Origin of the sequence: Micromonospora sp. NBRC 110037 (assembly GCF_001652995.1) — a bacterium.
Lineage (GTDB): Bacteria > Actinomycetota > Actinomycetes > Mycobacteriales > Micromonosporaceae > Micromonospora > Micromonospora chalcea.
The window spans coordinates 440542-453153 of record NZ_BBVA01000004.1 but is presented as its reverse complement, the minus strand read 5'-3'; the positions used below and the strand labels follow the sequence as shown (position 1 = coordinate 453153).

Sequence of the window (12612 nt, the reverse complement as noted above, 5' to 3'; positions counted from 1 at the left end):
CTACGCGGCGCGGCCCCCGACCACCGGGCGGTGGTGGTCGGGGGCCGCGGTTCCGATGCGGCGGTCAGCGGGCGGAGAACGCCAGCGTGTACTCGCCGGAGCCGGACAGTCCGGCCACCCGGTACCGGTAGGCGCCGGCCGGGCCCTCGACGGTCAGCCGGGCCACACCGTCGGCGCTGGTGGCGCGGGCCACGGTACGGAACGCGCCGTTGGTGAAGCGTTGCAGCTCCAGCGTCACCCGGACGCCGTCCGGCGCGGCCAGGCACGCCTCCTGGGTGCCGCCGGGCACCCGGAAGAAGCGCCCGTCCGGCTGCACCTGGACCCGCCCGGCGGCGATCCGGCCGCTCCGGCTCACCTGGCCGGCGCACTCGGTGTCACCGGCCGGCGGGGTCGGCGGGACGGTCGCCGGCGGGGCGGTCTCCCCGCCACCGGCGGGCGGCTGCGTCGGGGCCGGCTGGCCACCGGCGGTGACGAGCGTGAGGTTGTTGCGCTGGAGGATCTCGTTGACCGGCTGGAAGAACGTGACCCCGCCCCGGGTGCAGTCGCCGGAGCCGCCGGAGGTGACGCCCTGCGCCTGGTCGCCGGAGAGCCACGCGCCGCCGGAGTCGCCCGGCTCGGCGCAGACGTTCGTCCGGGTCAGCCCGGTGACCGTCCCCTCCGGATAGTTGACAGTGGCGTTCTTGGCCTGGACCAGGCCGCAGCGGGTGCCGGTGGTGGAGCCGGACCGGCAGATCGAGGCCCCGACCGGCGCCTCGGTGGAGCCGTTGACCGCCACCGTGCGGCCGTCGCTGAAGTCGGTCACCACGCCCTGCGGCGTCCAGTCGCCGTTCACCCGCACGAACGCCCAGTCGTCGCCGGGGAACGAGGAGGCCGCGAACGTGCCCTGGGCGACCCGGTTGGATCCGGTGGTGCGGTCCCCCGGCCGGCCGCAGTGCCCGGCGGTGACGAATCCGCCCACCACCGAGAAGCCGACCGAGCAGCGGCCGGCGTTGTTGATGAAGAAGGCGTCGCCGCCCCGCACGTCGAACAGCGGGCGCGGGGCCTCGTCGGCGGTGCGTACCCGGACCATCGCGGTCTTCGACCCAGCGGCGGCGGCGAACCGGCGGCCGTCGGCCTCCGCGCCCGGACGGGCGACCACCACCACCGTGTTGTCGGTCACGTCGACGTACCAGCCGGCGATGTCCGGGCTGGCCGCGCCGCCCGCCGCGTCGAGCCGGGACTTCACCGCGTCCAGCTCGGCGACGCCCCGGGCGACCCGCTTCGGGACCGCGCCGGCCGCCTTGACCCGCGCCTCACCGGCCGCGTCGGCCACCGCCACGGTGAGCGTCGCGCCGTCCGCGCTGAGCCAGCTGCCCCCGTAGCCGGCGCCGAGTTCGGCACGCAACCGGGTGACCGTGCCGGCCGCCCACCGCTCGGTGCGCAGCCGCTTCACCGCCTGGTCGCGGGTGAGGGAGAGGTCGCGGCCCATCGCGTCCAGGACCTCCGGGGCGACGCCGTCGGTGGCCGGCGCGGCCCGCCGGGGTTCCTCGCCGGCGAACGACGGTACGGTCACCGCCGCCGTCAACCCGGCCGCCGCCACCAGTACGCCGATGGCTGTCATCCGTCTGCGGTCCATCCGCCACGCTCCTCCCGGCCGGCGCAGGGGCACGCCGGCCGTCCCGGAGTACGGAGACGGACGCCGATCGGATGAGGGTGAGCGGAGGGTTTCGACGCGGCGTGTCGGGACGTACCCGGAAAGCGACGGCGCCGGCCCACCGTGGACGGTGGACCGGCGCGCGGCGCGGTCGGGTCAGACCTCGACGACTGTCGGGACGATCATCGGCCGACGGCGGTACGCGTCGTTGACCCAGCGTCCGACGGTGCGGCGGACGATCTGCTGGAGCTGGTGCGGGTCGGTGATGCCGTCCGCGGCGGCCCGGTTCAGCGCCTCGGTGACCAGCGGAACCACCGCGTTGAAGGCGGCCGGGTCCTCGGAGAAGCCCTTCGCCGAGACGGTCGGCCCGGCGACCACCTTGCCGGTGACCGAGTCGACCACGACCGTCGCGGCGATGAAACCGCCGTCGCCGAGGATCCGCCGCTCGGTGAGCAGCGACTCGCTGACGTCGCCGACGGCGAGACCGTCGACGTAGACGTACCGGCTCTTGACCCGGCCGACCAGGCTCGCGCGGCCCTCGACCAGGTCGACCACGTCGCCGTCCTCGCAGAGCACGACCCGGTCCGGCGCGACGCCGGACTCGATGCCGAGCCGGGCGTGCGCCCGCAGGTGCCGCCACTCGCCGTGCACCGGCATCAGGTTGCTCGGGCGGACGACGTTGAGCAGGTAGAGCAGCTCGCCGGCCGGGGCGTGGCCGGAGACGTGCACCTTCGCCACGTCCTTGTGCACCACCACGGCACCGGCACGGGCCAGCCGGTTGATCACCCGGTAGACCGAGGTCTCGTTACCGGGCACCAGCGAGGACGCCAGCACCACGGTGTCGCCGGGCGCGATGGTGATGTGCCGGTGGTCGCCGCTGGCCATCCGGCCCAGCGCGCTCATCGGCTCGCCCTGCGAACCGGTGGACATCAGCACGATCTGCTCGGGCGGCAGGTTCGTGGCCTCCTCGATCCCGACCACCAGGCCGGGCGGGATGTTCAGCAGGCCCAGGTCGCGGGCGATGCCCATGTTGCGGACCATGGACCGCCCGATCAGCGCCACCTTGCGGCCGTGCTCGACCGCCGAGTCGAAGACCTGCTGCACCCGGTGCACGTGCGAGGCGAACGAGGCGACGATGATCCGCCCCTTGGCCTTCGCGAAGATCGAGTCGAGGACCGGGCCGATCTCCTTCTCCGGCGTGACGAAGCCGGGGATCTCCGCGTTCGTCGAGTCCGACAGCAGCAGGTCGACGCCCTCGGCGCCGAGCCGGGCGAACCCGGCCAGGTCGGTGATCCGCCCGTCCAGCGGAAGCTGGTCCATCTTGAAGTCGCCGGTGTGCAGCACCAGGCCGGCGGGCGTACGGATGGCCACCGCCAGCGCGTCCGGGATCGAGTGGTTCACCGCGAAGAACTCGCACTCGAACGGGCCCAGCCGTTCCCGGCCGCCCTCCCGCACGGTCAGCGTGTACGGCTGGATCCGCCGCTCGGCCAGTTTCGCCTCGACCAGCGCGAGCGTGAACTGGGAGCCGACGAGCGGGATGTCCGGCTTGTGCGCGAGCAGGTACGGCACCGCGCCGATGTGGTCCTCGTGGCCGTGCGTGAGCACGATCGCCTGCACGTCGGCCAGCCGGTCCAGGATCGGGCCGAAGTCGGGCAGGATCAGGTCCACGCCCGGCTGCTCGACGTCGGGGAACAGCACCCCGCAGTCGACGATGAGCAGCTTGCCGTCGTACTCGAAGACGGTCATGTTCCGGCCGATGGCGCCGAGTCCGCCGAGCGGGATGATCCGCAGGCCGCCCTCGGGCAGCGGCGGGGGCAGCTCACCCTCGATGTGCGCCTCGGTCACGCGTCACCTCATTCTGCGACGCCGTCGCGCGGCGTCCGTCGTGTCGTTTGTTCATTCGGGCAGGGGCAGGCCCGCCGCCGCGCAGTCGGCGCGCAGCTGGGCCAGTTCGTCGCCGGTGGCGTCCACCAGCGGCGGTCGCACCGGGCCGGCCGGGCGGCCCTGGGCCGCGAGACCCGCCTTGACCAGGATCGTGCCCTGGGTGCGGAAGATGCCGGTGTAGAGCGGCAGCAACTGCCGGTGCAGCGCGAGCGCCCGGGCGTTGTCGCCCGCCTCGAACGCCTCGATCATCTGCTTGGTCGGCGCGCCGGTGAAGTGGGTGGAGGTGCCGACCACGCCGACCGCGCCGATCGACAGCATCGGCAGGGTGAGCGCGTCCTCGCCGCTGTAGAACGCGAGGTCGCTGCGGGCCAGCACCCAGGAGGTGGCGGTCAGGTCGCTCTTGGCGTCCTTCACTGCCACGATGCGGCCGTGCTCGGCCAGCTTCACCAGCGTCTCGGTGGCGATCTCCACGCCGGAGCGGTGCGGGATGTCGTAGAGCATGACCGGCAGGCCGGTGGCGTCCGCGACGGTGGTGAAGTGACGCAGCAGCCCGGCCTGCGGCGGCTTGTTGTAGTAGGGCGTCACCACCAGCAGGCCGTGCGCGCCAGCCTTCTCGGCCTGGGTGGCCAGCTCGACTGTGTGCCGGGTGTCGTTGGTGCCCACCCCGGCGACGATGCGGGCCCGGTCGCCGACCGCCTCGGCCACGGCGCGGATCAGCGACTCCTTCTCCGCGTCGGTGGTGGTCGGTGACTCACCGGTGGTGCCGTTGAGGACCAGCGCGTCGTTGCGCTGCTCGTCCACGAGGTACTCGGCCAGCCGGGCGGCGCCGGCGAGATCGAGCCCGCCGTCCGGCGTGAACGGGGTCACCATGGCCGTCATCACTCGCCCGAACGGGCGCGACGCGCCCCGGCTCGGGGCGGCGGAGTGGTCGTGCGTCATGCTCACAACCTAGCGGACGACCACCGGTGACCCGGCGGCGAAGGGCGACAGGTCACTCGGCGTACGGGGACGCCGCCACCTCGGTGCCGTCGGGCAGGGTGGAGATCTCGAAGTCGGCGAACACGTTCGGCGCGACGCCCTTGAGCTGCCGCAGGCACTCCACCGCCAGCTCGCGGATCTCCACGTCGGCGTGCTCGGTGGCGCGCATCTTGACGAAGTGCCGCCACGCGCGGTAGTTGCCGGTCACCACGATCCGCGTCTCGGTCGCGTTCGGCAGCACCGCCCGCGCCGCCTGGCGCGCCTGCTTGCGGCGCAGCGTCGGGTTGGGCTCGTCGGTGAAGCGGGCCTCCAGCCCCTCCAGCAACTCGGTGTACGCCCGCACCGCCGCGTCGGTGGCCTCGACGAACTTCTTGTGCAGCTCCGGGTCGTCGGCGATCACCGACGGCTCGACCATCGCCGCGTCCCGCTCCGGCACGTAGCGCTGGGAGAGCTGCGAGTAGGAGAAGTGCCGGTGCCGGATCAGCTCGTGCGTGAACGACCGCGACACGCCGCTGAAGTAGAAGCTCACCGAGCCGTGCTCCAGCACGCTCAGGTGGCCGACCTCCAGGATGTGCGCCAGGTAGCCCGCGTTGGTGGCGGTGGCCGGGTTCGGCTTCTTCCAGCTCTGGTAGCAGGCCCGGCCGGCGAACTCGGCGAGCGCCTGCCCGCCGTCGGCGTCGGTGGACCAGGGCACCTCTTCGGGCGCCTGGAACTGGGTCCACGCGATCAACTTGACCTGGGGCTGCACCATCTCCGGCATTCCTGGGACTGTAGTTGGCCCTCGCCCGGCGCGGAAATCGGGCGCGCGGCCGACCTGCCGCCCAGCTCAGCCCGGGTGTCCAAGATCTCCCGGCCCTCGCGTCAGCGCGGTCCCTCGGTGGGAGGCTAGACGTAGAGCGAGGTGAAGGGCGCCCACGGCAGGTTGCGGGCCACCGAGAAGACCCCCCAGGCGGCCAGGAACAACCCGATCGCCTTGGGGCTGAACCGCGGCTCGGGCAGCTTCCAGCCGAACGCCCGGTTGCCGGCCCAGGTCACGAAGAGCCAGGTCAGGAACGGCAGCGCGAACACGAACAGAAAGTGGTGCCGGGCGGCGGCCGGCAGGTCGCCGTGCAGCACGTACCAGAGCGCGCGGGTGCCGCCGCAGCCCGGGCAGTCGAGCCCGGTGGTGAGCTTGAGCAGGCAGGTCGGACGGGCGTCCGGGTCGCTCTGCGTCGGGTTGCTGATCATCGCGTACGCCAGGCCGAGGACGACGCAGCCGAGCGCGGCCAGCGGCACCGCCCAGCGCGGGGCGCGGGCGTGCAGGCGCAGGACCATACGGGTGAACCGGTCGGTCTCGACCGGCTGGTACGCGACCGGGTACGGCCCCTGCCACGGCCCGTCGGGAGCGTGCGGCCCAGCGTGGACGTGCGGCTCACTGTGGGCGTGCGGGTCGGGCTCGGTGGCAGGCCGGTCAACGCTCGTCACGCGCTCACCGTACACCGGCCACGCCCACCAGCGCGGCGGCCAGCGGCCCCGCGAGGTCGCCTGCGGCGGGCGGGGCGACCGCGTCCAGGCCGAGCCACCCGGCCAGCCGGTACAGCTCGGCGGCGAGCGCCACAGCGGTCTCCCCCGGGTCGGCGCCCGGCTCGACCCAGGCGGCCGGCACCAGCAGCACGCCGGCCTTCCGGTCGGCCTTGAGATCGACCCGGGCGGTGAAGCGCTCGCCCTGGCGGAACGGCAGCACGTAGTAGCCGTACACCCGCTGCGGCGCGGGCACGTAGATCTCGATCCGGTAGGTGAAGCCGAACAGCCGCTCCGTGCGCGCCCGCTCCCAGACCAGCGGGTCGAACGGGCTGACCAGCGTGTTCCCGCGTACCCAGCGGGGCATCCGGGCGTCGGCGTGCAGATAGGCGGGGTGCCGCCAGCCCTGCACGGTGACCGGGGTCAGCTCGCCCGCCTCGACCAGGTCGGCCACCGCCTGCCGTGCCCCGGCCACCGGCAGCCGGAAGTAGTCGCGCAGCTCCGGCTCGGCGGCCACGCCGAGGCAGCGGGCCGCGATCGAGACGAGCGTCCGGTACGCCTCGGCGTCGGTCGGGGTGGGCGCGTCCAGCACGGCGGCCGGGAGCACCCGCTCGGGCAGGTCGTAGCGGCGGGCGAACGAGTTGGTGCGCTCGGCGGCGGTGACCTCGCCGGCCCAGAACAGGAACTCCAGCGCCCGCTTCACGGCGGACCAGTTCCAGCCCCAGTTGCCGGTCTCCCGGGGCGCGTCGTGCTCGATCTCGGCCGCGGTCAGCGGGCCCCGGGCGGCCACCTCGTCGCGGACCCAGGCGACCAGCCCGGGCTGCTCCTGGGCGATCCGGCGCATGCCGCCCCACGCCTCGTCGCGGGCCTTCGCCATCCGCCAGCGCAGCGCCGGGTGCAGCCCGACCGGCACCAGCGACGCCTCGTGCGCCCAGTACTCGAACAGCTCACGCGGGCGGCGGTAGGCGGCGGTGTCCAGCAGCGCGGTCGGATAGGGCCCGAGCCGGCTGTAGAGCGGCAGGTAGTGCGCCCGCTGGAGCACGTTCACCGAGTCCATCTGGATCAGCCCGACCCGGTCGAGCACCCGGCGCAGGTGCCGCCGGGTGGGCACGCCGGCAGGCGCCGGGTCGGCGAAGCCCTGGGCGGCCAGGGCGATCCGGCGGGCCTGGGCGAGGGAGAGCGATTCCGGTACGGCCATCGCCGGCGACCCTAATCCAGCGGTACGACACCGGGAGCGGCGGCTGGACCGATCGCCCGTCTGGGCATAGAACGGACAGATGCTCACCATTCGCCGGGAGGAACCGGACGACGCCGAGGCGATCGCCCGGGTGCACGTCCACGGATGGCAGTCCGGTTACGCCGGGATCATGCCCACGGAGGTGCTGACCCGGCTGAACCCGGCCGCCTGGGCCCAGCGCCGCCGCGACCTCGGCACCGCCGACCCGGAGCACCCGTTCACCACGCTCGTCGCCGAGGACGGCGGCACGATCGTCGGGTTCACCACGTTCGGGCCGTACCGGAACAACCAGGACCGCGGCGACCTGGACCCGGCGCACGGTGAGCTGTTGGCGATCTACGTGGAGCCCGCGTACTGGGGTTCGGGTGTCGCCCGGACGCTGCTCGCGGCGGCCCGGGACGGCCTGGCCGAGCGGGGCTGGACCGGGTACCGGCTCTGGGTGCTCGCCGACAACGCCCGGGCGCGCCGCTTCTACGAGCGGGCCGGGCACTCACCGGACGGCGAGGAGTCCACCTATCCGGTGCCGCTGTCCGGCGGACTCCCCCCGCTCCTGCTCCGCGAGCTGCGCTACACCGCCGGAGGCTGACCCGGCCGGGACCTCCCCGCCGGGACGCCCACCGCCGTCCGGGGTGAGCCAGCGCCGGATCGGCAGCCCCAGCAGCAACGCCAGGCTGATCCACACGTACGTGTTGCTGCCGAGGAAGCCGTCCACGCCGGTGAAGTCCTTCTCCCAGGCCCAGACGATCCGGCTGCACAGCAGCGCGTACCCGACCAACGCGGCGGCCAGCAGCAGACGGCGCCGCCGGCTGCGCGCGGGCGCCGCCATGCCGTTGTCCACGAGCAGGATCAACCCGGGCAGCAGCCACACCAGGTGGTGCACCCAGGTGACCGGGCTGACCAGGCACATCACGGCGCCGGTCAGGGCCAGGCCGGTGGCCTCGTCGCCGGCGGCCACCGCCGCCCGCGACCGCCACGCCCACACCACGAGCGTCACGAGTACGAGCGCCAGCCAGGCGATCGTGCTGGGGTGCTGCGGGTTGAGCCGGGCCACCACCCCGCGCAACGACTGGTTGGAGACGAACGCCAGTTCACCGACCCGGTCGGTGTTCCACAGCGCCTCGGTCCAGAACTCCCGGGAGGCGTCCGGGAAGAGACCGGCGGCCACGAGCGTGGCGACGGCAGCCGTGCCGACCGATGTGGCGGCGGCCCGCCAGCGGCCGGTGACCAGCAGGTAGACGATGAAGATGCCGGGCGTCAGCTTGATCGCGGTGGCCAGGCCGATGCCCACGCCCGCCCAGCGGCTGCGGGCCGGCAGCAGCCACAGCAGGTCCACCGCCACCAGGAACAGCAGCAGCATGTTGACCTGGCCGAAGTTGACCGTCTCGCGCATCGGCTCGTACGCGGCGGCCAGGCACAGCGCGACGGCGAGGGCGAACCAGCGGGTCCAGCCGGAGCGGCGGGCCACCGGGTCCAGCAGCCGCCAGATCACCACGGCGCTCGCCAGCACCGTGAGCGTCACGCTCACCACGATCGCGGCGTTCCACGGCAGGTACGCCATCGGCAGCATCACCAGCGCGGCGAACGGCGGGTAGGTGAAGCCGTACTGGGTGCCGGGGCGCAGGAAGTCGTAGATCTCCCCGCCGTCACGCGCCCAGTAGGTGAGCGCGCCGTAGTAGACCTGCAGGTCGAAGAAGCCGTGCCGCACCGCCGCCACGGACAGGAACACGGTGACCGCCGCGGCGAGCGCCGCCACGGCGACGGCCTGCGTGATCGTGCGCCCGGCACCCTGCGCCACCGTCACCCTCCTCGCCCTGCGTAGGCTCACGTGCCATGGCTGCAGGCTACGTCCGGCCCGCGCGTCCCGAGGACGCCGGCGAGATCGCACGCGTCCAGCTCGCGACCTGGCGGGTCGCGTACCGCCGGATCCTGCCCCGGCACGTGCTCGACAACCTGGACGAGGCGTACCTCGCCCGGCGGTGGAGCGCGGCGGTGCAGGAGCCCCCCTCGGGCGCGCACCGGGTGCTGGTCGCCGTCGAGGAGGCGGCGCAATCCTATCTGGTGGGGTTCATCGCCTCCGGTCCGGCCGACGCCGAGGCGCTGGCTCCCGGTGAGCCGGCCGACGCGCTCGCGTCGGGCGTCGCGGCGGTGACGGACCTGCTGGTGGAGCCCCGGTGGGGGCGGCGCGGGCACGGCAGCCGGCTGCTCGCCGCTGCCGTCGAGCACTGGCGCGCCGACGGGCTGACCCGGGCGGTGGCGTGGGCGTTCGACGCCGACGCGGCGACCCGCAACTTCCTCGGCTCGACCGGCTGGGAGCCGGACGGCGCGACCCGCGCGCTGGACGTGGACGACATGCTCGTCCCCCAGCTCCGCTTCCACGTGGCGGTCCCGGAATCCGCTGACGAAAATCCTTCAGCCGACCGATGAGTTCCCGCCCGGCCGCCGGTCCACCCTCACGTGGGTGGGCCGGCGGTCCCGGCACGGGGCAGGACCGCCACCCCACCCCCTCACCGCACCACCCCACCCCCACCGCGTCGATCATGAAGTTGGCGGCAGTCGGGGAGATCGAAAAGGCCGCCAACCTCATGATCGACCGGGGGCAAGCTCGGGGGTGAGGGTCAGGCTGGGGGGAGGAGCTCGGCTACCAGCTCGTCGTCCTCGAACGCGCCGGTGGGGTGGAAGCCCAGGGCGGTGTAGAGGGCGGCGGCGGGCTTGTTGTCGGGGTGGTAGCTCAAGCGGATCGGCCGGCCCGCCTCGGCCAGCCAGTCGGCGAGCGTCCGCACCGTCGCTCGGCCCAGACCCCGGCCCTGCTCGGCGGCGTCGATCACCATGCCACCGATCCAGCGCGACTCGTCGTCGTCCACGCCCCACATGACATGGCCGACGACAGTCTCGTCGGCGTAGACGGCCAGCGAGTTCCAGACGTCCGAGCGTTCGGTGAGAAGCAGGTAGCGGGCGGCGAGCGCGGCCACGAAGGCGCGCTGGTCGTCGTGCGGCGCGACGTCCGCCACGGCCCGCCAGTTGTCGTCGTCCACCGGGCGCAGCGTCACCCGGCGGCCGGTGCGGTCGGATTGTCCGGAATCGATCATGGAAAGCAGCCTAGGTCGACGCCCCCGACCAGGCAAAACGGTTTCCCGCAGCAGGCCGGGGGCACACCGCGGCAGTCAGTCGAGCAGGGCGTCCAGGCCGACCGTGAGACCGGGCCGGCGGCCCACCTCGCGGACCGCGAGCAGCACGCCGGGCATGAACGACACCCGGTCGTACGAGTCGTGCCGGATGGTCAGCGTCTCACCGGTGGTGCCGAACAGCACCTCCTGGTGGGCGACCAGGCCGGTGGCGCGCACCGCGTGCACGCGTACCCCGTCGATGTCGGCGCCGCGGGCGCCGGCCACCTCGTCGCGGGTGGCGTCCGGCACCGGCCCGAGCCCGGCGTCGGCGCGGGCCGCGGCGATCAGCCGAGCCGTGTGGGTGGCGGTGCCGCTCGGCGCGTCCAGCTTGCGCGGGTGGTGCTGCTCGATGATCTCGACCGACTCGAAGTGCCGGGCCGCGCGCGCGGCGAACTGCATCATCAGTACCGCGCCGATGCCGAAGTTGGGGGCGATCACCACGCCCACGCCGGGACGGCCGGCCAGCCACTCGCGTACCTGGTCGAGCCGCTGCTCGGTGAAGCCGGTGGTGCCGACCACCGCGTGCACGCCGTTCTCGACGCACCAGCGCAGGTTGTCCATGACCGCGTCCGGGGTGGTGAAATCGACGACCACCCCGGCGCCCGCCTGCGCCACAGTGGCCAGATCGTCGCCCTGGTCGACGGCCGCGACCAGCTCCAGGTCGGCGGCGGAGTCGACCGCCTTGCAGACCTCCATGCCCATCCGGCCCCGGGCGCCCAGCACACCGACCCGGGCCACCGTGTTCTGCTGCTCAGTCACGGGCCACAACCTATCCCAGCCCGCACGGCGCGGTCCGGCGGACCGCACCGACGCCCGGCATCCGGCGAACCGGCGCGGCCGACACCCGGCCGACCGGACCGCCGCCGCTCAGCGCTCGACGGTGAAGCTGCCGGAGTCGAACGGGCCCACCACGGCCAGCGACATCGGCCGGCCGAGCAGCTCGGCGGCGAGCGTGTTCACGTCGTCGAGGGTCACCGCGTCCACCCGGGCCAGCAGGTCGTCCACCGGCATCAGGTTGCCGTAGAGCAGCTCGCCCTTGGCGAGCCGGCTCATCCGCGAGCCGGTGTCCTCCAGCCCGAGCACGAACGAGCCCTTGCTCATCCCCTTGCCCCGGGCCAGTTCCGCCTCGGTGATCCCCTCGGCGGCGACCCGGGCCAGCTCGGCGCGGGTCAGGTGCAGCACCTCGTCCACCTTGCCCGGAGCGCAACCGGCGTAGACGGCGAACACGCCGCTGTCGGCGTACTGGCTGGCGTAGGAGTAGACCGAGTACGCGAGGCCGCGCTGTTCCCGGATCTCCTGGAACAGCCGGCTGGACATGCCGCCGCCGAGCACGTTGTTGAGCACGCCGAGGGCGAAGCGCCGCTCGTCGGTGCGGTCGATGGCCGGGCAGCCGAGGACGACGTGCGCCTGCTCGGTCTCCTTCGGCTCGACGAGCGTGGTGGCCGGCTTGGTGCGTACCCCCGGGGTGGACGGGCGGTGCGACGCCGGCGCCGCCGGGTCGGTGTCCAGCGGGGTGCCGCGCAGCGCCTGCCGGACCAGCTTGACCACCGCGGCGTGGTCGAGGTTGCCGGCGGCGGCGATCACGATCCGCGGCGGGGTGTAGCGGCGGCGGTAGAAGCCCTGGATCTGCCGCCGGCTCATCGGCGTGACGGTCTCCTCGGTGCCGGAGATGAGGCGGCCCAGCGGGTGGTCGCCGTAGACGGCGCGGGTGAACAGGTCGTGCACCTCGTCGCCGGGCTCGTCGTCGTGCATGGCGATCTCTTCGAGGATGACGCCGCGCTCGGTCTCCACGTCGGACGGGGTCAGCACCGAGTCGGCGACCAGGTCGCACATGACGTCGATGGCCAGCGGCAGGTCCTCGTCCAGCACCCGCGCGTAGTAGCAGGTGTATTCCTTCGTGGTGAAGGCGTTGGTCTCGCCGCCCACCGCCTCGATCTGGGACGAGATCTCCAGCGCGCTGCGCTTGTTGGTGCCCTTGAACAGCAGGTGTTCCAGGAAGTGCGCGGCGCCGGCCTGCGGGCCGGTCTCGTCGCGCGACCCGACCGCCACCCAGATGCCGAACGACACGCTGCGCATGGCCGGGATCGCCTCGGTCAGCACCCGCAACCCGCTGGGCAGCACGGTACGGCGGACGGTGCCGCCGAGCGGGTCGTCGCTGAGCGTCCGGGTGACCGCGCGGGCGGCCGAACCCGGCCCGGTCGACGTCACCCCCCGTC

General features: G+C 73.6%; 12 protein-coding genes. 2 read left to right on the top strand and 10 right to left on the bottom strand.

What is annotated here, in order from left to right:
• Positions 1-64: 64 nt before the first annotated feature.
• The 6 genes from A4R25_RS15060 to A4R25_RS15035 all read right to left on the bottom strand — a co-directional run bounded on the left by A4R25_RS15060 (position 65) and on the right by A4R25_RS15035 (position 7193).
• The gene (locus A4R25_RS15060) at positions 65-1615 is read right to left on the bottom strand and encodes a S1 family peptidase (protein ID WP_064447093.1); all 1551 of its coding nucleotides are present in this window, start codon (positions 1613-1615) and stop codon (positions 65-67) included.
• A 174-nt stretch (positions 1616-1789) separates the two neighbouring features.
• Positions 1790-3478, bottom strand: coding sequence for a ribonuclease J (locus A4R25_RS15055; protein ID WP_043325788.1), 1689 nt, complete (start codon positions 3476-3478; stop codon positions 1790-1792).
• 51 nt (positions 3479-3529) lie between these two features.
• The gene (dapA, locus tag A4R25_RS15050; protein ID WP_043325790.1) at positions 3530-4456 is read right to left on the bottom strand and encodes a 4-hydroxy-tetrahydrodipicolinate synthase; all 927 of its coding nucleotides are present in this window, start codon (positions 4454-4456) and stop codon (positions 3530-3532) included.
• Positions 4457-4508: 52 nt separating this feature from the next.
• Entirely contained in the window at positions 4509-5246 is a 738-nt protein-coding gene (thyX, locus tag A4R25_RS15045) for an FAD-dependent thymidylate synthase (protein WP_064447262.1), read from the bottom strand.
• Positions 5247-5380: 134 nt separating this feature from the next.
• Entirely contained in the window at positions 5381-5974 is a 594-nt protein-coding gene (locus A4R25_RS15040; protein WP_064447092.1) for a DUF2752 domain-containing protein, read from the bottom strand.
• A complete protein-coding gene (locus A4R25_RS15035) occupies positions 5964-7193 on the bottom strand; it encodes a winged helix-turn-helix domain-containing protein (protein WP_043325793.1) in 1230 nt (409 codons plus the stop codon). Before A4R25_RS15035 ends, A4R25_RS15040 begins: the two co-directional genes overlap by 11 nt.
• A gap of 79 nt (positions 7194-7272) precedes the next feature.
• On the opposite strand from A4R25_RS15035, the gene A4R25_RS15030 reads away from it, so the two are divergent.
• On the top strand, positions 7273-7818 hold the full coding sequence (locus A4R25_RS15030; RefSeq protein WP_064447091.1) for a GNAT family N-acetyltransferase: 546 nt from the start codon (positions 7273-7275) through the stop codon (positions 7816-7818).
• Here A4R25_RS15030 and A4R25_RS15025 read toward each other — a convergent pair.
• A complete protein-coding gene (locus tag A4R25_RS15025; protein ID WP_064447261.1) occupies positions 7723-9027 on the bottom strand; it encodes a glycosyltransferase family 87 protein in 1305 nt (434 codons plus the stop codon). The two genes, A4R25_RS15030 and A4R25_RS15025, sit on opposite strands and share 96 nt — an antisense overlap.
• 35 nt (positions 9028-9062) lie before the next feature.
• On the opposite strand from A4R25_RS15025, the gene A4R25_RS15020 reads away from it, so the two are divergent.
• On the top strand, positions 9063-9656 hold the full coding sequence (locus A4R25_RS15020) for a GNAT family N-acetyltransferase (RefSeq protein ID WP_064447090.1): 594 nt from the start codon (positions 9063-9065) through the stop codon (positions 9654-9656).
• 191 nt (positions 9657-9847) lie between these two features.
• Here the strand turns inward: A4R25_RS15020 and A4R25_RS15015 are convergent, their stop codons facing one another.
• From A4R25_RS15015 to A4R25_RS15005, 3 genes are all read right to left on the bottom strand, one after another.
• Positions 9848-10318 (bottom strand): GNAT family N-acetyltransferase, encoded by a 471-nt coding sequence (locus A4R25_RS15015; protein ID WP_064447089.1) that lies wholly within the window; start codon positions 10316-10318, stop codon positions 9848-9850.
• Between the two features lie 75 nt (positions 10319-10393).
• Positions 10394-11155 carry a 4-hydroxy-tetrahydrodipicolinate reductase gene (gene dapB, locus A4R25_RS15010; protein WP_064447088.1) on the bottom strand — a complete coding sequence of 254 codons (762 nt, stop codon included), beginning with the start codon at positions 11153-11155 and terminating at the stop codon, positions 10394-10396.
• Between the two features lie 108 nt (positions 11156-11263).
• Entirely contained in the window at positions 11264-12604 is a 1341-nt protein-coding gene (locus A4R25_RS15005; RefSeq protein ID WP_197494907.1) for a pitrilysin family protein, read from the bottom strand.
• Positions 12605-12612: the final 8 nt, after the last annotated feature.